General features: G+C 38.4%; 15 protein-coding genes, 3 tRNA genes and 1 pseudogene. 7 read left to right on the top strand and 12 right to left on the bottom strand.

Features of this window, described 5'->3' with window-relative positions; translation table 11 throughout:
* Positions 1-7 precede the first annotated feature (7 nt).
* The 6 genes from ACYIAR_RS08115 to ACYIAR_RS08090 form a co-directional block, all read right to left on the bottom strand.
* Positions 8-1,756, bottom strand: coding sequence for a membrane dipeptidase (locus tag ACYIAR_RS08115; protein WP_480333347.1), 1,749 nt, complete (start codon positions 1,754-1,756; stop codon positions 8-10).
* A gap of 93 nt (positions 1,757-1,849) precedes the next feature.
* Complete coding sequence (gyrB, locus tag ACYIAR_RS08110; protein WP_480333345.1) at positions 1,850-3,805, bottom strand: DNA topoisomerase (ATP-hydrolyzing) subunit B; 1,956 nt, start codon at positions 3,803-3,805, stop codon at positions 1,850-1,852.
* A 225-nt stretch (positions 3,806-4,030) separates the two neighbouring features.
* Positions 4,031-4,102, bottom strand: a tRNA-Glu gene (locus tag ACYIAR_RS08105).
* A 48-nt stretch (positions 4,103-4,150) separates the two neighbouring features.
* Positions 4,151-4,408 carry a 30S ribosomal protein S20 gene (rpsT, locus tag ACYIAR_RS08100; RefSeq protein ID WP_480333343.1) on the bottom strand — a complete coding sequence of 86 codons (258 nt, stop codon included), beginning with the start codon at positions 4,406-4,408 and terminating at the stop codon, positions 4,151-4,153.
* Between the two features lie 42 nt (positions 4,409-4,450).
* Positions 4,451-4,522, bottom strand: a tRNA-Glu gene (locus tag ACYIAR_RS08095).
* Positions 4,523-4,674: 152 nt separating this feature from the next.
* Positions 4,675-5,064: a DUF2721 domain-containing protein gene (locus tag ACYIAR_RS08090; RefSeq protein ID WP_480333341.1), complete on the bottom strand. Its 390-nt coding sequence runs from the start codon at positions 5,062-5,064 to the stop codon at positions 4,675-4,677.
* A 75-nt stretch (positions 5,065-5,139) separates the two neighbouring features.
* Between ACYIAR_RS08090 and recO the strand changes: the two genes are divergently transcribed.
* The 4 genes from recO (at position 5,140) to ACYIAR_RS08070 (ending at position 7,755) form a co-directional block, all read left to right on the top strand.
* Complete coding sequence (recO, locus tag ACYIAR_RS08085) at positions 5,140-5,865, top strand: DNA repair protein RecO (RefSeq protein ID WP_480333339.1); 726 nt, start codon at positions 5,140-5,142, stop codon at positions 5,863-5,865.
* A gap of 78 nt (positions 5,866-5,943) precedes the next feature.
* Positions 5,944-6,015, top strand: a tRNA-Arg gene (locus ACYIAR_RS08080).
* A 117-nt stretch (positions 6,016-6,132) separates the two neighbouring features.
* Entirely contained in the window at positions 6,133-7,011 is an 879-nt protein-coding gene (locus tag ACYIAR_RS08075) for a hydroxypyruvate isomerase family protein (RefSeq protein ID WP_480333337.1), read from the top strand.
* A gap of 18 nt (positions 7,012-7,029) precedes the next feature.
* Entirely contained in the window at positions 7,030-7,755 is a 726-nt protein-coding gene (locus ACYIAR_RS08070; protein WP_480333335.1) for a hypothetical protein, read from the top strand.
* Positions 7,756-8,142: 387 nt separating this feature from the next.
* Here the strand turns inward: ACYIAR_RS08070 and ACYIAR_RS08065 are convergent.
* The 5 genes and pseudogenes from ACYIAR_RS08065 to ACYIAR_RS08045 all read right to left on the bottom strand — a co-directional run.
* Positions 8,143-8,787 (bottom strand): annotated as a pseudogene (locus ACYIAR_RS08065) (3-keto-disaccharide hydrolase); the annotation flags it as partial.
* A 258-nt stretch (positions 8,788-9,045) separates the two neighbouring features.
* Positions 9,046-10,467, bottom strand: a complete 1,422-nt coding sequence (locus tag ACYIAR_RS08060) for a Gfo/Idh/MocA family oxidoreductase (RefSeq protein WP_480333333.1) — start codon at positions 10,465-10,467, stop codon at positions 9,046-9,048.
* Between the two features lie 258 nt (positions 10,468-10,725).
* Positions 10,726-11,100, bottom strand: a complete 375-nt coding sequence (locus tag ACYIAR_RS08055; RefSeq protein WP_480333331.1) for a DUF3127 domain-containing protein — start codon at positions 11,098-11,100, stop codon at positions 10,726-10,728.
* Positions 11,101-11,236: 136 nt separating this feature from the next.
* Positions 11,237-11,575, bottom strand: coding sequence for a MerR family transcriptional regulator (locus ACYIAR_RS08050; RefSeq protein ID WP_480333329.1), 339 nt, complete (start codon positions 11,573-11,575; stop codon positions 11,237-11,239).
* Positions 11,576-11,589: 14 nt separating this feature from the next.
* Entirely contained in the window at positions 11,590-12,573 is a 984-nt protein-coding gene (locus tag ACYIAR_RS08045) for a peptidoglycan DD-metalloendopeptidase family protein (RefSeq protein ID WP_480333327.1), read from the bottom strand.
* A 189-nt stretch (positions 12,574-12,762) separates the two neighbouring features.
* Here ACYIAR_RS08045 and alaS point away from each other — a divergent pair, with 189 nt between their 5' ends.
* Positions 12,763-15,390, top strand: a complete 2,628-nt coding sequence (gene alaS, locus ACYIAR_RS08040; protein ID WP_480333325.1) for an alanine--tRNA ligase — start codon at positions 12,763-12,765, stop codon at positions 15,388-15,390.
* A 90-nt stretch (positions 15,391-15,480) separates the two neighbouring features.
* Here alaS and ACYIAR_RS08035 read toward each other — a convergent pair whose 3' ends face one another.
* Positions 15,481-16,674 carry an alkaline phosphatase family protein gene (locus ACYIAR_RS08035; protein ID WP_480333323.1) on the bottom strand — a complete coding sequence of 398 codons (1,194 nt, stop codon included), beginning with the start codon at positions 16,672-16,674 and terminating at the stop codon, positions 15,481-15,483.
* Between the two features lie 283 nt (positions 16,675-16,957).
* Here ACYIAR_RS08035 and ACYIAR_RS08030 point away from each other — a divergent pair, with 283 nt between their 5' ends.
* Together ACYIAR_RS08030 and aroB are read left to right on the top strand one after the other, a co-directional pair.
* The gene (locus tag ACYIAR_RS08030) at positions 16,958-20,224 is read left to right on the top strand and encodes a TonB-dependent receptor (RefSeq protein WP_480333589.1); all 3,267 of its coding nucleotides are present in this window, start codon (positions 16,958-16,960) and stop codon (positions 20,222-20,224) included.
* Between the two features lie 175 nt (positions 20,225-20,399).
* Positions 20,400-21,461, top strand: a complete 1,062-nt coding sequence (aroB, locus tag ACYIAR_RS08025) for a 3-dehydroquinate synthase (RefSeq protein ID WP_480333321.1) — start codon at positions 20,400-20,402, stop codon at positions 21,459-21,461.
* The last annotated feature ends 9 nt before the right edge of the window (positions 21,462-21,470 follow it).

The following is a 21,470-nucleotide window of genomic DNA, read 5'->3' as shown; positions in this document are numbered from 1 at the left end:
TTGTTACTTAGTTAACTTGATTTCTTTCTCCTTGAACTTCTTTCATAACCCGAAGCAGATTTCCACCCCAGATTTTTTCAATATCACTGTCGGAATAACCTAATTCCAGCAGTCGCATTGTAATGTTGATAAGTTCGTTTGTCGAGCGGCAACCAATAAGTTCTCCGTCGCCATCAAAGTCTGAACCAATACCAACGTGGTCAATGCCAATAAGATTTATCATATATTCCAAATGACGTATAGCATCCGATAATGAAGCTTTCTCTGAATCCTTGTTGATAAATCCTTTGTAAAGACATAGCTGAACAACTCCGCCTTTACGGGCTATAACTTTCAGCTGTTCGTCTGTCAGATTTCTAGGATGATCGCACAAAGCTCGTACTGATGAATGAGAAGCGATGACAGGCGCAGTGCTACATTCCAGAACATCATAGAAAGTTGATTCTGCTGCGTGCGACAAGTCAATCATTATTCCCAATCTGTTCATTTCCGCAACAACTTCCTTGCCGAAAGGACTTAATCCGCCCCATTCTCCTTTTCCTCTGGCAGAATCACAAATGTCATTGTCTCCATTATGACAAAGTGTTATATAGGAAACACCCATTTCCTTGAACATTGAAATATTCTGCAGATTCTTGCCCAAAGCATAACCATTTTCGATTCCGATAAAAACGGCTTTTTTATTCTGACGCTTCAAATGTAGCAAATCTTCTGTAGAATAAGCTATTCCCATGCGGGAAGGGTTAATTTTTTCCTGCCTTTTTATTTCATTTATACGGTTGATTGCAAGATTACGGGCGGCATCAAGAGATTCGTCATCGCGTTTTCCCTGTGGAATATAGGCAACCATAAATACAGCATCTATTTTGCCTTCTTCCATATATGGCAGATTAACTTTTCCTCCTTCTTTCTTGCCGAGATTGAACTCTCCGGGGAAAATCATAGGAGTGTCGGTATGAGAATCAATAGTCACTATTCTGTTGTGCAGGTCTTTAGCTCTACTATATAATTCAGCATACTTTATCAATTTCTGGAATAATTGTAATGAATAAGGTTCACTGTCGTCAGTGAGATGTTCCGGATGCCACTGGACACTGAATATATATTTTTCCTGATGACGCATACCTTCATTGATTCCATCAGGAGCAACAGCGGTTTCAACAAATTCCGGAGCAAGTTTTGCTACAGACTGATGATGTATTGAATTGACACCGATTTTTCTTCCATCCTCTAATGTCACAGAGTGTGAAGCTTGGTTTCTTGGCATTTTCTGGCTATGCTTCAGAACCGGTTCATTATGTTGAGAGTAAATATCCTGGTATAAAGTTCCACCAAATGCCGCATTCATAAGTTGATGACCTCGGCAAATACCCATAATAGGAATCTGGCGGTTTGCAGCAAGACGGATAAGCATAAGATCAAACTCGTCTCGGTATGTATCAACATCCTGAAGTTGTGGTATTGGCTCTTCGTTGAGATACAATGGGTTTATGTCAGCTCCGCCACTCATAAGCAAGCCGTCAAGACTGTCAACAACAGCAGTAAGGGCGGCTATGTCCGTAATTACCGGAATAAGAATTGGTGCTCCTCCGGCTTTTAGCACTGCCTGTACGTATTGTTCTGCAATGCATGACTGAAATTCACTGTTTCTGTTTGCAGAAATACCAATTTTTGGCATCTTTTTTGTACATGAATCAGGAACGAATTCATCAACTTCCTGATGTAATTCCTGCATATTTGGTCGACGGATTTTCATAAATATTTGTATTATACAGAAACAAACAACGCAGAAGGCACATAATAAATGTACAATCTGCGTCGTTGTTTTCATTTGTCAATAATTTAATTATTAAGCATCAATGTTTGCATATGTAGCGTTTTCTTCGATAAACTCACGACGAGGACCTACATCTTCACCCATCAACATTGAGAATATCTGGTCAGCTTCTGCTGCATTGTCGATAGTAATCTGCTTCAATGTTCGGTTTTCAGGGTTCATTGTAGTGTCCCAAAGCTGATGGTCGTTCATTTCACCCAAACCTTTATAGCGCTGTGTACGGATTTGTTTTTCATCACCAGCACCATATTTGTTGATAAATGCCTGGCGCTGCTGATCTGTCCAGCAATATTCCTCGATATTTCCTTTCTTACACAAGTACAAAGGAGGAGTTGCCAGATATACATATCCGTTTTCAATCAATGCACGCATACGGCGGAAGAAGAATGTCAGAATTAGAGTCGCAATGTGGCTACCATCCACATCGGCATCGGTCATGATAATAACCTTATGATAACGAATCTTCTCAAGGTTCAATGCTTTAGGGTCATCTTCAGTACCAACAGTAACACCCATTGCACGGAATATATTCTGTATTTCTTCGCTTTCGAACACTTTGTGGTCCATAGCTTTTTCCACATTCAGAATCTTACCACGCAAAGGAAGAATTGCCTGGAAGTTACGGTCACGTCCCTGTTTTGCAGTACCACCTGCAGAATCTCCCTCGACAAGGAACAACTCACACAATGCTGGGTCCTTAGATGAACAGTCAGCCAGTTTACCTGGAAGTCCGCCTCCTGTCATCGGTGATTTACGCTGTACCAACTCTCTTGCTTTACGTGCAGCATGACGAGCCTGAGCAGCAAGAATAACCTTGTCAACAATAGCCTTAGCTTCTCTTGGATGTTCTTCAAGATAATAACCTAAAGCTTCACCAATAGCCTGGTCAACTGCTCCGGTAACTTCACTATTACCCAATTTTGTCTTTGTCTGTCCTTCAAACTGAGGTTCAGCAACCTTAATTGAGATAACAGCAGTAAGACCTTCACGGAAGTCGTCACCCTGGATTTCAACTTTAGCCTTTTCAAGAAGCTTTGAATCTTCTGCATATTTCTTCAAAGTACGTGTAAGTCCGCGGCGGAAACCTGCAAGATGTGTACCTCCTTCAATTGTGTTGATATCATTCACATAAGAGAAAACACTCTCGTTATATGAAGTATTATATGTCATAGCAACTTCAACAGGAATTCCCTGCTTTTCTGTTACAATATGAATTACATCTTGGATAAGTTTATCTTTTGAGCGGTCGATATAACGTACAAATTCTTTCAGACCTTCCTGAGAGCAGAATACTTCTGATTTGTATTCTCCATTATCCTTAACAACTCGTTTATCTGTAAGTTTCAATGTTACGCCGGCATTCAGGAATGCTAATTCGCGCAAACGAGTTGCCAAAATATCATATTTGTATTCAGTAACGGTGAAAATACTTCCATCAGGTTTGAAAGAGATAGTTGTACCTGTACTATCAGCGTCACCAACCACCTCAACATCGTGTAATGGTTTACCGCAAGAAAACTCCTGCATATAAACTTTACCGTTTCGGCGAACTTCAGCCTTTAGATATGTTGACAGTGCGTTCACACAAGATACACCAACACCGTGCAAACCTCCGGAAACTTTATATGTGCCTTTGTCGAATTTACCTCCGGCATGAAGTACAGTCAAAACAACTTCCAAAGCAGATTTGCCTTCTTTCTCATGAATATCAACCGGGATACCTCGACCATCATCTGTTACAGTGATTGAATTATCTTCATTGATTACAACATCTACTTGAGTACAATAACCCGCCAATGCTTCGTCAATTGAGTTGTCCACAACTTCATACACCAAATGATGCAGACCTTTTTCACTGATATCACCAATATACATAGCAGGTCTTTTGCGTACTGCTTCCAACCCTTCAAGTACTTGAATACTACCGGCAGAGTATTCTCCGGCTGTATTCTTTATTTCTTCACTCATGAGCTTATAATTGTTTTTTTATCAATATTTTCTCTTTTCGCTTTTAATGTAACAAAAATACGGATTTTTATCGATATTGCACTTATTATGCACTGTAAAAAAATGGCTAAAAACCTCAATAACTTTTTTATTCACAATTGTATGGATGGTAAAAGCTCTGTTTGGTTTGCAGTTGTGTATATACGAAAAAAAGGAGTTACATTAATCAATGTAACTCCTTTTTCGTAGCCCATAGGGGAATCGAACCCCTCTTTCAAGAATGAAAATCTTGCGTCCTAGCCGATAGACGAATGGGCCATCCTAATAACTGAATAAATCAGTTTTATATCTTCTAAGTATTACTACTTATTTAGCCAATGAATTCACATGCTTAGCCAACTTAGATTTCAAGTTGCCAGCTTTGTTTTTGTGAATAACATGCTTTTTAGCCAACTTATCTAACATTGAGCATACCTTAGGGAACAAAGTCTGAGCTTCGTTCTGATCCTCAGTAGCACGCAAAACACGCATTGCGTTGCGAGCAGTCTTAGCATAATATCTGTTATGCAGACGCTTTGCGTTTGTCTGTCTGATTCTCTTGATTGATGACTTATGATTTGCCATTTTAAGATCTTTCTCCTTTAAATTCTTTAATCGTGATTATTGTAGCCCATAGGGGAATCGAACCCCTCTTTCAAGAATGAAAATCTTGCGTCCTAGCCGATAGACGAATGGGCCATCATTTCAAAGTTCTCTTAAGCTTTCGCTTTAACTTTGTTGCTTTCGTTAGGAGTTGTTTCCCTTTCGATTGCGAGTGCAAAGGTAGAAGGTTTTTTCAAATTACCAAAACATTTCATAGGAAAATTTACAAAAAAACATCTTTTTAACTTCTATTTACAACTTAGCTCTTTCAAATGTATATCTAAAGCTCTGACGGAAATGTTTATTTCCCAGATACATAGCCCGAGAGAAACGGCCAAGGAAAGCAAAGCTACGCCAAATATCCAAGCAGCAACAATTTGAATCGAAATATAAACAAAGAACATTGCGACCACGCATAATAGCAGACTTGTTATTCCAAAAATCTGCATTGCCCGGATAAGAGAAAGGCGTTTCCTGAGATTTGCTATTTGTGCAATGTCACGTGGATCTTTCTCTTTACGGTGTTTCTCCACTAAAGTACGTATGACATTTGTATAAGCAAGGAAACGGTTTGTATAGGCAAGTAATATTAATGATATTGCCGAGAACAGTAATGATGGTGTTGTTAGATCAATCATATAATAATATATTGAAGTTTTCAATAATATAACACGAAACGATTTATCTTTGTTCTTATAAAAAGAGAAAGAAAGATGCAATACAAAACAAGAGGAATAGTTCTGCATTCTATTCCTTATAAAGATAATTATTCAATAGTTTCTGTATATACTGAGGAATTCGGACGTGCCTCATATATGGTTCCAAGAGGAAAAAGTAAAAAGGCTGCAGCTTCGAAAGCTCTTTTCATGCCTTTAGCTGTTTTGGATATGGATGTGGAGCATATGCCCAAGCGCGACGTACATAAAGTGAAAGAATGCAGATTCTGCTTCCCTCAATCCGATGTTTTTTGTCATCCGGTGAAAAATATATTGGCTTTGTTCCTTGCTGAAGTTCTCTATCGTACATTAAAAAATCCAGAACCGGACACATCATTGTTTAATTATATATATAATTCTATAGTAACACTTGAAACCTCGGAAGACGGCATTGCCAATTTCCATATAGTTTTCCTTTTTAATCTTCTGCATTATCTTGGAATATATCCTAACACCGAATTGCAAAAAGAAGACAGTTATTTCGATTTGCTTAACGGAGAGTTCACTCTGCTTCCGCCTCAGCACCGTCACTTTCTGTCGCAGCAGGAAAGCCGTGTGTTCAGCCGTCTTTTGCGTATGAGTTTCGAGAATATGTCGTTATATGGTTTTTCACGCCATGAAAGGGTGAATATTATTAACCGAATATTCGAATACTACAGGTTACATATACCGGATTTCAATGAAATAAAATCTTTGTCAGTAATGCAGAGCCTGTTTGAATAAACGCCAACTTTAAACCGCAAATATTTGTCAGATTAGCAAAAAGATTATATTTTTGCCATTCCATAAATGAATGGAGATGGTCTTGTAGTTCAACGGATAGAATAGAAGTTTCCTAAACTTTAGATCCGGGTTCGATTCCCGGCGAGACTACTTTTTCCCGCCTTAAGCATAAAAATCAACTTTTTACCTTAATTTCATTATTTTCAATTTTCAATATTCTATTTTTCTTTGTTTATTTGTCTTGATTAACTTATCAAATCAAATAACATGAAGAATATATCAAGAAGAACCGCATTGAAAAGTCTGTTTGCCGGAGGTGCAGCATTGGCCGTTTCAGGTGTTGAGGCAAGTCCTTTGGCAAAAGAAGTTACTCAGCCGTCGCCGCTTAAAGGAAACATTCGCCATTCTGTAAGTAAATGGTGTTTCGGAAACTATCCGTTAGATGAATTCTGTGAAATTTGTAAGAAAATAGGAATAGAGTCAATAGAACTTTTGGATCCTAAGGATTGGCCTGTTGTTCAAAAACACGGTCTTACTGTTGCTATGGCTCAGGGTGCAGGTTTAGGTATCGACCGCGGATTCAATGACCCGTCGCTACACGATGAACTCGTAGCAAGTTATGAAAAAGTTATTCCAATGGTTGCCGAAGCTGGTCTTACAAATCTTATCTGTTTTTCCGGACGTAGGAACGGAGTGACCGATTTGCAGGGCTGGGAAAATTGTGAGAAAGGTTTGAAACGTATTATTCCTATTGCTGAAAAATATAACGTAGTTCTTACTATGGAATTACTCAACAGCGTAGGGCATAAAGATTATTTGTGCGACCATACTGTATGGGGTGTTGAATTATGCCGTCGCCTTGGTTCTCCAAATTTCCGATTGCTTTATGATATATATCACATGCAAATTATGGAAGGCAACATTATTGAGAATATCCGTAAGTATCATGAATATTTCTCACATATCCACACTGGAGGTTCTCCCGGTCGCGGTGAAATCGATGAAACTCAGGAATTGTATTATCCTGCCATAATGAAAGCCATCGTTGAAACTGGTTATAAAGGTTTTGTTGGTCAGGAATTCGTTCCAAAACAGGAGGATAAGATTGCTTCGTTGGAGAAATGTATCAGGATTTGTGATGTGTAAATAATTAATATCATATATATGAAAGAAATACCAGTTTATAAGCGTGATAAAAGCTTTAAAGAGTTTGTAGATTTGTGTGTTTCTAATAATCGATATGTTGGACTTGGAAATCCTAATGCTCCAATCTTGATTATTGGTAAAGAACCATACACAAAAGAGGATAATATCGATGAAAAAAGTAATGCAGAAGAAATGATGTTTCATATTATAAATGGGACATTAGAAAATGTTTATAAACCATATAAAGTAACAAAAGACAATACTTATTTGTATGACAATTGGGGTAATTGCACTTGGAGTAATTATCAAAATCTAATAGATTTGGTGTTTAAAGGAGTAAAAAGTACTGAAAAGCAAATAGACTTTTTGGTAAATGCTTTTACAACAGAAATGAATGATATTCCTAGCCAGACTACACGAAGTGCGGATAAGAGTCTAATATCTTCAAGAAAACAAATGTTTAAAGAATCTGAGTTTATTCAATCTTTTTCAGTTGTAATTTTAGCGTGTAGTAATTATATAATGAATGTTGGAGATAACAGAGAAATAGATGATATCTTTGATGTTACTTTTGATGATAATGGAGCTAATACAAATTTCAGCCAAGGAAGTTGGTTTTATACACATCATAATGCAATCGGAGATAAATTAGTTATACATACGCGTCAATTAAGTAATTCGTTTGACCCAAAATTACTTGATGAGATGGCTAAAGTAATTCGTAAACATTTGAATTTAGAATAAATGAACTTTTGATTGTTAAATATTGTTTATTGTTCACGTAAAGTTATTGCAATCCAAAGATTTACAAGTGTTGTGAAATTTCATTCTGAAAACATACTTGTATAGAATAGATATCTCAAATAAAAGCTCGTAGTGTTTTTTGGGGGAATACTACGAGCTTTTTTCGTAAATGTCAAATGTATTTCGGAAAATATAGTAATGTTTTTCCCGAGCGTCCGGCATGCCGAAATTCTTATTATAAAGTATTTCGGAATTTCATCCGGGAGAAAATATTTTTTCATCCGAATGAAAAACAAATTCCTCCCGAAAGAAAAAACTTTTTCTTCCGAGAGGAATCAGGTGTTTTGTCCGAAGAAAAATCGGACAGATAAATATTTTTCTTAGAAATTAAGGCAATTCCTTAATTTTGATATTCTTGAACCAAACTTCATCACCGTGGTCCTGCAACAGGATATAACCTTCTGCTGCATTTCCGAAATTAGGCCAGTTGCGGTATTTGCTGTAGTTTACAAGAGATTGCCACATCTGATTGTTGCGGTCATATTCCAACACTTTTACTCCGTTAAGCCAATGTTCCACATGGTTGTTTTTAACTACAATCATTGCGGTGTTGAATTCTCCTTTTCTATATGGCTTTGTTGCCGGTGCAGGAATAAGGTCGTAAAGAGAAGCAAGTTTGCGGTTACCCATTACGCCAAGTTTTGCATCCGGATGTTTTTCGTCATCCAAAATCTGGAATTCACAACCGATAGCAGAACCTTCACCTTTGTTCAAATCAGGATTTACGAAATATTTGATACCGCTGTTAGCGCCTTCTGTTATTTTGAAATCAACTTTAAGAATGAAGTTGCGATATTTGCGTGTAGTAACAATGTCGCCTCCATTAGTAGATTCGCCACCGTTTCCTTTTTCCACTTTCAGAATACCATTCTCAATGCTCCATCCTTTTTCAGGGAAGCCTTTTAGTTTGGCTCCGCGCCATCCTTCAGTTGTATGTCCGTCCCAAAGAAGTTTCCAGCCTTGAGCTGCTTCTTCGCCAGTGAGAGTGTTAGGCATCTGCTGTGCCACTTCTAATTTTGTTGCAGGAATTGAATTCTTCTTTTTTGCATCTGCATTTACAGAGCAGATTGAAGCCGCAGCCAATAAGCAAGCGGCAATATATAACTTTTTCATATAAACTTCTTTTTTACCGTTTTTTTGTTGCTTGATTTTTTATAGATAAAGTATCAGATACGAGTTGACAAGACATATAAAACCTCTTGTTTACTTGTCAACTCGTTAACTCGTTAACTATAATTTATAGAACTCTTCCCAACCTTTGCGAGGAGGCATACCTGCAAGCAGTGCATTTGCAAAGTCGTTGTTAGTAAACTGTTTTGTTCTAGTGTCGAAGAATAGCTGAGTGTTCAAACGCTGTGCAATTACACCGAGACTGAACATCTGGCTCATCGGACCAAAGATTTCGAACGGTGAGCGTGTCTTTTCTTCTCCACAACAAGCACGGATGAAGTTTTCGAAGTGATTTGACGGGCTCTTTGGAACTTCAGGAAGGAATTTCTCCATTTCCTTGGCTTTTTCTTCAGGAATTATAGATAGAGTACTACCGTGTGAAGCACCTTTGAATATCAAATCTTTTGAATAAATAATTTTTCCAGGGTTCAATTTCGTATCATTGATGTCTCCCTGGTTCGTAGTTGGGATACTTGGGTCCAAACCTGCTACACCAAATCCTTGAGGGAGAGGTGGCAAGTTGTCCAAACCATCATACCAAGTAACATCAACAGGAGGCATGTTGCGACGTGATGCGAAACGGAATAATATTGTTGAAGAATAAGGGAAGAAATAGTCATTATGACCATCTGCACGAATCATGCTGATTTCATATGGTAATCCTAATTCAAGGAATTCGTGAACAGTGTCGAGTAAGTGAGCACCCCAGTCGCCCAAAGCTCCCATACCGAAGTCGTACCAGCAACGCCAGTCTCCAAGATGATATTTGACATTGTAATCATGATATGCTGTTTGCATCAACCATGTCATCCAGTCCATAGTTTCCGGAGTCGGTTCTTTGTCCGGATATTTATATATGTTTGAATCCCATTTATGCCAACGGCGTGAGTTGTTCATATGAGCAGTAACTGCTGTAACATCTTTGATTATGCCGGCTTCCATCCAAGCTTTAAATTGGAAATAGTTTGCTTCGGAGTGTCCCTGGTTACCAACCTGAGTAACTACTTCCGGATGGCGGCGTGCTGCCTGCATCATAAGTTCTGCTTCCTGGAATGTTCTTGCCATTGGTTTTTCAACATAGACGTGGATTCCTTTTGAAATAGCAAGCATTGAAATAGCAAAATGTGAATGGTCTGGAGTGGCGATTGTAACGGCTTCAATCTGATTTCCCATTTCATCAAACATTTTGCGGAAATCTTTATACTGCTTAGCATTTGGATACATGCCCATTACTTTGCGAGTATGAGGTGCACCCATATCCACATCACATAAAGCAACCACATTTATGCGGTTTGTTTTAGCAAAGTCGTTGATGATTTGTTCGCCACGGTTACCAATTCCAATATGAGCTACGTTAACTTTACGGTTCGCACCAATTACCTGACTATAGCTTTTTGCATTTAATAAATTAGAAGTACCGCCCATTGCAACACCAGCGGATGTCATTGCCATGGTTCTTAAGAAATTTCTTCGTGTTGTCATAATTAATTAGATTTTTAGCATGAATTTTGTTTGCACACATTTCTGGGGTTAAATATAGGGTATTTTATACATAAATCCAAGAAATGTTTGTTGAAGTTGATGAAGTTATTAATAATAGATGTAAATAATAAAATGTAGTGAAAAACTATATTTGGGTATTAAATATGACAAAAGCCGATAACTCATATAATAATATGAAGATATCGGCTTTAAATTTATGAAATTACCTTTTTGGTTAATTATGTCTTGAAAATAATATTAGAAAGGCAAATCATCAATAGGATTAGCCGGTCCGAAGTCCGGAGCAGCCGGCATAGCTGTTGCTGCAATATTGTCCGGCATTGAAGGAGAAGCAGGAGCGGCAGAAGGACGATCCACTTTCCAAGCATTGATATTTGTGAACCAGCGACCTTGATACTCGCGGCTTTCAATATCGATTGAAACAATAAGTTCTTCACCCGGCTGAATGTTTGCCTGAGCTATTTTGTCTCCGCCAAAAATCTGAAAACATATTTTTTTAGGATATTGGTCATGTGTTTCCAAAACATATTCCTGTTTTTTCCATTCATTACCGGCTTTGCTTACACCGCCTTGTTCGGGAAGCACAGCAATAATCTTTCCTGTTATTTCCATATTAAAAGTCTCTTATGTAATGTTTTTAATAATATCAATTTTGCCGTTGCGCTTATAATATATGTAGGGCTGGAATACTAAGCCTCCGATAAAAGCGGGGTAAAATTAAGAAAAATACCGTTCAGTTGGGCTATTGTTATGCTTCTTTCCCTAAAGAGTCGAAAGCGGATTTCAGCGCTAGTATTTCTTCTTTTATCATTTTCAGCCGGCTTACTATCTCTTCCTGTTGTATGACTGTTTCTTTGTTTTCCTTGAGTTTCTTTTTCACTCCGGCAACAGTCATACCTCTTTCTTCCCTCAGGTGGTAAATAAGTTTTACAATATCGATGTCTTCCTGTCTGTAATATCTTATATCCTTTGCTCCGCGTTTAGGTTTTAGAATATCGAATTCCTTTTCCCAAAAACGAAGAGTATGTTCTTTGATATTGAACATTTGGGCAACTTCGCTGATTGAATAATATAGTTTCTGACTCATCTCTGTTTATGTTATCAATCCATAACCTGACCGTGATTTTCAGCAATTTGAAGCATCAAATCATATTCTTCAGGAGTCAAATCCATGTAATAATATTTTGCAGGGTTGTCATATTTGCCACGGACAATAACCTCGTAGTGCAAGTGCGGACCGGTTGATTTACCGGTATTTCCAACTTCACCGATTACTTCTCCGCGGACAACCTTCTGTCCAACACGGACATTGAACTTGTTCATATGACCGTATAAAGTTTCATATCCGAAACCATGGTCGATAATGACGCATTTCCCATAACCTTGTTTCCAACCGGAATATACAACTTTGCCGTTGCCGGTTGCGTAAATGTCGGTTCCAACTTTTGCCGAGAAGTCCATTCCGCTGTGGAAATGCGGTGTTCGATAGATTGGGTCGATACGCATACCATATCCGGATGCAGTACGTTTCAGGTCTTTGTTGGCAATGGGCTGAATGGCTGGAATACATTTTGTACGTTCTTCCTGGCTTTTCCCCATTTCAATAAGCTCGTCGAGAGAATTTGACTGAACATACAGTTGTTTTCTGAGCATATCCATCTTTTTCGCAGTGGTAACTATAAGCTCGGAATTTGATAGTTCCATAAGATGTTCGTAACGGTCTGAGCCTCCAAATCCGGATTTTCTTACAGATTCAGGTATAGATTCTGCTTGGAATATGGCACGATAAAGATTCTCGTCTCTTTGTTGTATGTCATTCAATACATCCAAGGCATTGTCCAAGCGCAGCTGCAGAACTTCATATTGAGTCTGGAGCAGACGATTCTCTTTCCTGAGCTGTGATTCCATCGGTGAATCAATCATATACATCATTACGAAAAATGTCACTACACCAAAAGCAATACCGGTACTTAAGTGGCGAAGCACAGTCAGAATACGGTCTTTTGTTGAAGGATAAAACCTTTCGTAATTCAGCGTGTTAGGATTATAGAAATAATATGTTTTACGTGATTTGAATAGTTTCATTGAATATTTTTTGCTTATAAAATATCGCAAAAATAATAATTTATGTACTTTTGCAAATTGTTTTTCAGAATATTAACGAGAAAGATATTCGGAGAAACAGTTGTTATCTTATTAAAGGAGATATCCTATGAGTCTCATGGTTGAGATAACTCAAAAAACTTAAAAACTCAAAAACTTAAAATTATATTTATGTTGACAGCAAAAGAAATCCGTGAATCGTTCAAAGCGTTTTTCGCTTCAAAAGAACACCAGATTGTGCCGTCGGCTCCAATGGTAGTCAAGGGCGACCCTACGTTGATGTTCACCAACGCAGGAATGAATCAGTTTAAGGATATTATCCTGGGTAATGTACCTCGAAAATATCCACGTGTCGCGGACTCTCAGAAATGTTTGCGTGTTAGCGGTAAGCATAACGACTTGGAAGAAGTAGGTCACGATACTTATCACCACACAATGTTCGAAATGTTGGGAAACTGGTCTTTTGGTGATTATTTCAAAAAAGAAGCTATTTCTTGGGCATGGGAATATCTTGTTGAAGTGTTGAAATTGGACCCTTCACGTCTTTACGCAACAGTCTTTGAAGGAAGTCCGGCTGAAGGTTTGAGTCGTGACGATGAGGCTGCGGGATATTGGGAACAGTTCCTTCCGTTGGATCATATCCTCAACGGAAATAAACATGATAATTTCTGGGAAATGGGAGATACAGGTCCTTGCGGTCCTTGTTCAGAAATCCATATCGACTTGCGTTCTGATGAGGAAAGAGCTGCTGTTTCAGGTGCTGAAATGGTAAATAAGGATCATCCTCAGGTAATTGAAATATGGAACCTTGTATTTATGCAGTACAATCGCAAGGCTGACGGTTCACTTGAGCCACTTCCTCACCATGTAATTGATACTGGTATGGGATTTGAGCGTTTGTGTATGGCTATGCAGGGCAAAACTTCAAACTATGATACTGATGTGTTCCAGCCTATAATCAAGGTTATTGCTTCAATGGCAGGAACAGAATATGGCAAGGACAAGCAGCAGGATGTTGCTATGCGAGTTATCGCTGACCATATCCGTACAATTGCATTTGCTATTACTGACGGTCAGTTGCCTTCAAACGCAAAAGCAGGTTATGTAATCCGTCGTATTTTGCGCCGTGCAGTTCGTTATGGTTATACATTCCTTAACCGTAAAGAAGCATTCTTGTATAAACTGTTGCCTGTGTTGATTGAAACTATGGGTGATGCTTATCCTGAATTGGAAGCTCAGAAGACTTTGATTGAAAAGGTAATCAAGGAAGAAGAAGATGCTTTCTTGCGTACTTTGGAAACAGGTATTCGTCTTTTGGATAAAAAGATGGAAGAAACTAAGGCTGCCGGTAAAACTACTATCAGCGGTGTTGATGCTTTTACATTATATGATACATACGGTTTCCCTCTTGACTTGACAGAGCTTATTTTGCGTGAAAACGGTATGGACGCAAATATCGAAGAATTCAATACTGAAATGCAGAAGCAGAAAGAACGTGCTCGTAATGCTGCTGCTGTTGAAACAGGCGACTGGATTACTTTGAAAGAAGGTGAAGTTGAGTTTGTCGGTTATGACTTCTTTGAATGTGATGCTGAAATCTTGCGTTACCGTCAGGTTAAGCAGAAGAATAAAGTATTGTATCAGATCGTTCTTGACAAAACTCCTTTCTATGCAGAAATGGGTGGACAGGTTGGTGATACAGGTTGGTTGATTAACGGTGATGAAAAGGTTGTTGTTCTTGATACAAAACGTGAAAACAACTTGCCAATTCATATTGTTGAGAAATTGCCTGCTGACGTAACTGCTGTATTCACTGCTAAGATTAATGAAAAGAAACGTATTCAGTGTGAATGCAACCACTCAGCAACTCACTTGCTTCATGAAGCTTTGCGTGAAGTTTTGGGAACACATGTAGAACAGAAAGGTTCTTATGTCTCTCCAGATGCATTACGTTTCGACTTCTCTCACTTCCAGAAAGTGACTGACGAAGAAATCCGCAAGGTAGAAAAATTGGTTGGCGAAAAGATTCGTGCTAATTATGCTTTGGAAGAACACCGTAATATGCCGATAGCTAAAGCTCAGGAAATGGGAGCTATGGCATTGTTCGGAGAAAAATATGGCGAAGAAGTTCGTGTTGTAAAATACGGAACATCAATTGAATTGTGTGGTGGTACTCATATCCCGGCAACTGGTATGATTGGTTCTTTGCGTATTGTTTCTGAAAGCTCTGTTGCAGCCGGTGTTCGCCGTATTGAGGCTGTAACTGCGGAAGCTGCAGAAAACTATACATTCATGTTGCAGGATTCTATCAGAGAATTGCGTGCAATGTTCAACAATGTTCCAAATCTTGCTCAGACAATCCGTAAGTCTATTGAGGAAAATGCAGAGTTGAAGAAACAGGTTGCTGAATATATCAAGGAAAAGGTTCAGCAATTGAAGAAAGAATTGATTGAAAAGGCTGAAGAACGCAATGGTGTTAAAGTTATCGTATTCAAAGGCGAAATCAGCGTTGATGCAATCAAGGATGTTGCATTCCAGATTAAAGGTGAAGCCCAGAAAGACGGAAAAGTATTCTTTGTTGGTGGAATCAAAGATGGAAATAAATGTGCTTTGATGGTTGCAATGAGTGAACCATTGGTTGCAGATGGTCTGAATGCTGGTAAATTGGTTAAGGATGCTGCTAAGTTTATCCAAGGTGGTGGCGGTGGTCAGCCTCACTTTGCAACTGCTGGTGGTAAGAATCCTGATGGCATAAGTGATGCCGTTGATGCGGTTCTTGAAGCAGCTGGATTGAAATAAGCTTGATTAAAGCTATATAAAACAAAAACAACAATGGTGAATCCTATTTGAATTTTACCATTGTTGTTTTTTTTTATGTTTTATAGTTTATTATTTAAGAAGTGAATTTACAACAGCTTCTTCTCCATCATTTGCCGAAGGTTCTATACCAAGCAATTTACATATAAGAAGGTATAAATTAACATTTGCCATTACCGGAGCATTATATCCTTTTTTGAAAGAAGGACCGGCAGCATAGAATATCGCTTCCATTTCAGGTGTAAAGTTGTCATAGCCGTGAGCTCCGCCAACATAACCTCTAGGATTTTTACGGAATACTACATATGTACCGATATTTGGTGAAACTACCAGTTCCGGAACTCTCGCATTCTTGCCATAAACATACTTATCAGGAATTTCTCCCTTTTTCCATACTGTTATATTCGGTACAGTTTTAAGTATTTCATAAGCTTTGTCTGTATATCCTTTCTTAGGATATAGCAGAGTTGGAACACCATCAAATACGTATTCAAAACTGTCGCGTGGCAGATAATCGTCCAGATTAACAGATTTTTCAGGATAATATGTTGCCATTCCATGGTCAGAAAGAACGATGAAATCAATTTTATCGAAAATATCAAGTTTCCTGGCTTTGGTGAAGAAATAATCTAATACTTCATCAAGTTCTTCTACCTTTTTCATTGTAGCAGAAGAATCCGGAGTGCATAAATGTCCTGTATGATCAGGCTCTTCAATATACCACATAATCAGATGAGGACGTTTTTCTTTCGGTAGCTTAAGCCATGAAATTACAGAGTCAGCTCTATTCTTGTAAGGGACAGAAGAATCAAAAGGTTTCCATATTGATGGTTGTCCGCAAGGCAAAGCTACTTCACTTCCAACCCAATAAAAAGCTGCCGTTTTAACACCTTGCTTTTCTGCCGTGCTCCATATTGGTTCACCTCCGTAAAATTGAGGGTCTTTACTTTTCATGGTGTAGACACTGTCTATTTCTGCATCATAAAAAGAGTTATTTACTAAACCGTGATGGTCGGGATGTAATCCGGTTGCCATACTGTAATGGTTTGGAAACGTAACGCTTGGATAACATGGACGGAATGCTGAAAGAATTCCTGCGTTTCCTAATGAATCAAGTGTTGGAGTTTTTGCCATTTTAGGATAGTCAGAGCGGAAACCGTCCATTGATAGGACAACAACGTAATGTTCGTCTTGTATTTTGTGCGAACTACAACTACACAATAGTCCAATAATCAATGATAACAAACAGAAGATGTTTCGATTCATACTATATTATATTAAATGTAATAATTTATTAGTATTATAATGACATAGGCAAAAATAAGAAAGATTCTTCAAAATCATATTACATGTCCATTAATAGGATAATAAATGTAAATAACACTCATATAGACAGGGTTATAATACTGTAGAAATATTAATGAAATAATCTTATAATATTAATGTAAATACTATGAAGGGAGAAAAATAGCTATATTTGCATAAAATTTAATAAAAGCATTACAAACCTTTTATAAATGTTATTCGTATGCAATTTTCTACTAAATGTATGTTAACAGCATTGGCATCAACCATTGCTGTTTGTGCCGACGCACAAATAACGACGGCTAGTATGAGTGGTGAAGTTATGACAAATGGCGAACCAGTGATTGGTGCAACTATTGTCGCATTGCACGAACCCTCTGGAACAACCTACGGAACTGTTTCAAATATTGATGGACGTTTCAATTTGCAAGGTATGCGTTCCGGTGGCCCATACAAAATTACAGTTTCTTATATCGGTTACCAAACATCTGTATTTAAAGATGTAACTCTCCAGCTTGGTGAAACCTACAATTTGAAAGCTGATATCAAAGAATCTTCTGAAGAATTGGATGAGGTTGTAATTACTGCATCAAGAACTAAATTCGTTACAGAAAAAACAGGTGCATCTCTTAATATATCAAATGATAAGCTTTCTAGTATTCCAACAATTAACCGTAGTGTTGAAGATATAGCTCGCCTTTCTCCTTATGCTTCGGGAATGAGCTTTGCCGGCGGTGACGGCCGTTCAACAAACTTTACTGTTGATGGTGCGAATTTCAATAATAACTTTGGTCTGTCTGATGGTTTGCCTGGTGGTGGTAATCCTATTTCAATGGATGCTATCGAAGAAGTTCAGGTTGTTATTGCTCCGTTTGATGTTCGTCAGACTAACTTTATCGGTGGTGGTATCAATGCCATAACTAAGTCTGGTACAAATACATTCAAAGGAAGTGCTTATACATATCACCAGAACCAGAATATGCGTGGTAACAATATTGACGGTGAAGATTTGGGCGCACGTCCTGAGGAATCTAAACATATCTACGGTGCAACATTCGGCGGTCCTATTGTTAAGGACAAATTGTTCTTCTTTGCCAATGTAGAATATGAGAAAGTTCCTCAGCAGGTTATCCAATGGCGTGCTCGTCAGGCTGGGGAGGAAGCTGATGAATCAGGTTACGTTTCTCGTACATATGCTGAAGATATGCAGAAGGTTGCGAACCATCTTCGTGAGAAATACGGATATGATCCGGGCTCATATACTGATTTCCCGGCAGACGAAACTAACCTGAAACTTTTGGGTCGTATCGACTGGAACATCAACGATAAGCATAAACTTGCTGTACGTTATAATTACACCAAGAATACAGCATGGAATGCTCCTAACGGAAATTCAGGTGACTTCAAAGGTGGTGGACGTTTGAACGGAACATATCGTGTAGGTCCTATGTCTATGGCTTTCGCAAACAGTATGTATTCAATGGACAATAAGGTTTCATCTGTTTCTGCTGATTTGAATAGCCGCTTCTCTGATAATATTTCTAACCAGTTGCTGTTTACTTATACAGACATTCAGGATATACGAGGCTCTAATTCAGATGTATTCCCATTCATCGATATTATGGCTGGAAAGAATCCTGACGGTACACAGATCATGGAACCTTATATGTCTGCCGGATATGAATTGTTTACATATAACAATGGTGTGAAGAATAAAATCTTCAATGTAACAGACAACTTCACATATTTCATAGGAGAACATAAACTTACTGCTGGTTTGAGTTATGAACATCAGTTGGCTAATAACTCATACATGCGTGAAGGTTCAGGATATTACCGATATAGTAGCCTTGAGGATTTCCTTAACGATGCAGCTCCTGAAGCAGTAGCTCTTACATACGGTTATAATGGTAAAGATAATCCTACATCTCAGGTTCGTTTTAGCCAAATTGGATTCTATGCACAGGATGAATGGAATGCTTTGGAAAACTTCAAGTTGACATATGGTATCCGCTTGGACGAATTATTCTTCAATAATAGCGATATTATGCGTAACAACGCTATTTATGAATTGGATTTCGGTGGTCGCCATATTGATACAGGAAAATGGCCGAATGCTCACATGCAGGTTTCCCCACGTGTAGGTTTTGTTTGGGATGTATTGAAAGACAAATCATTGAAGATTCGTGGTGGTTCTGGTTTGTTTACTGGTCGTTTGCCTTTGGTTTATTTTACAAATATGCCTACAAACTCTGGTATGATTCAGACTACAGTAATATATGGACATAATTATAATACTGGTGAAGTTGACCGTGCACAGCTTGATTTGTTCAAAGGTGGAATCGAAACTACAGTTGACGGAATGATTGACAAACTTGGTTTGCCTCGTGAAATTTCTCCTGAAGACGGTCGCTTGCAAAGCAAAATTGCTGGTGTTGACCCAGACTTCAAGATGCCTCAGGTTTGGAAATCTTCAATCGCTGTTGACTATCAGATTCCTGTTTCTTTCCCATTCACTGTTACAGGAGAATTCATGTACACTAAAAACGTGAATGCTGCAATTGTTGAAGGTTACAATGTTAAAGATCCTACAAATTGGGAACGCTTCAGCGGACCGGATAACCGTTTGATTTATCCTAAAGATTATACTTATTATAGTGGTATAACTGCTAGTGTATTGAGTAATACTTCAAAAGGTCATGGTTATACAGCCAATATTACAATGAATGCTTCTCCTGTGAGAAATCTTGATTTGATGGCTGCTTATACTCACACTGAATCTAAGGAAATATCAGGTCTTCCTGGTAGCGACCCACTTTCAACATGGCAGGGAATGATGACTATCGACGGCCCTAACTTTGGAACAGTTCAACGTTCACAGTATGTTGTCCCTGATAAGGTAATTGCTTCACTTTCTTATTATGTTCCGTTTACAAATAATAAGGTGACAAATGGTCTTCACTTCAACTTGTATTACTCTGGTTATTCACCATACAGCACATCTTATGCTTATACAAATGATATGAACGGTGATGGTATCAACAACGACTTGATGTATATACCAAAAGATGACAGCGAAATTTTGTTCAAGGATGAAGCTGACCGCGCAGCATTCTGGAACTTCGTAAATCAGGACAGCTATCTTAAGAATCACAAAGGAGAATATGCTGAAGCATATGCCGGACGTGCTCCTTGGGTTCACCGATTCGATTTCCGTATTGCTCAGGATTTCTCGGTTCAGGCAGGAAAGCAGAAGAATACATTACAGATAAGTTTGGACTTTATGAATGTAGGAAACATGCTTAACCATGCTTGGGGTGTTACTAAAACTAACCGTGCATGCAACAACGGACGAATCCTTACATACGAAGGTGTTGACGCAAACAACCGTCCTATCTACTCTTTATGGAGAGATTCTGATGGAAATGCTCCTGTTGAATCATACTCATACAATAAGATTTACAGTGAATGCTGGAGCTTCCAGGTTGGCGTAAGATATATCTTTAATTGATAGAATATTAGTTGACTAGATAATGAGTTGACAAGTTAACGAGGAAATAATAGCTATGAGGCTTGTTCCCTCGTTTTCTTGTCAACTCGTCTTTTTTATAATTGAAGTTGAACTTGTGAAACTTCAATTATTTGTAATATCTTTGCTGCAAGACAAATGTAAAACAATTAATATTATGCCAGCACAAAATGTTGTCATCTGCCAGGATTTGAAAAATGACTTGCATAATTTCCTGAGCGGATTGAGTTATGACAAACTATTTATACTTACCGATACAAACACTTTGGTGAAATGTTATCCTTTGGTTAAGGATGTTCCTGCATTTCAGAATGCACCGGTTATAACAGTCGAAGCCGACGACACTCACAAAAGTCTAGATGCCTTGTCTTCTATATGGATGCGCCTTTCAAATGAAGGAGCTACACGTCATTCACTGTTGGTGAATCTTGGCGGTGGAATGGTGACGGACATGGGTGGATTTGCCGGAGCAACATTCAAGCGCGGAATTAGAACTGTGAATATACCGACAACTCTTATGGCTTCGGTTGATGCTGCCGTAGGAGGAAAAACAGGTATAAATTTCAATGGACTGAAAAACGAAATAGGTTCATTCTATCCTCCTTTGTGTGTATTCATTGACTGTGAATTTCTCCGCACACTCGACCGTGACAATATTCTTTCCGGTTATGCCGAGATGATAAAGCATGGTCTGATTAGTTCGCTTGACCATTATCTCCCGGTTATGCTTTATGATATTGACACAATGAATTACTCTTATCTTAATCAGTTGGTTGCTCAATCAGTTGCAGTGAAAGAAGATTTTGTGGAACAGGACCCTAAAGAAATGGGAATAAGAAAAGCATTGAACTTCGGTCATACAATTGGTCACGCTTTTGAAAGTCTTTCGTTCCGTAAAAACAAACCTTTGTTGCACGGACATGCTGTTGCTGCCGGGATAATCAGCGAATTGTTCCTTTCGTATCGTAAATGCGGTTTCCCAATGGAGAAACTTTCGCAGGTTGTATATTATATAAAGGAATATTATTCTCCTTTCATTTTCGACTGTAATGAATACGAATCTTTGTATGAACTTATGAAGCACGACAAGAAAAATGAAGGAGACAATATCAACTTTACTCTTTTAGGTCAGGTTGGTGATGTACGTATTAATCAGCAGGTGAGCAAGGAAGATATTTTTGCTTCTCTTGACTTCTATAGGGAGAGTTTCGGATTCTAAAAAAGTGAC

Source organism: Parabacteroides sp. KHUB-01 (genome assembly GCF_056640935.1).
The sequence above is the reverse complement of the archived record's forward strand: the minus strand, read 5'-3'. Positions and strand labels throughout refer to the sequence as shown.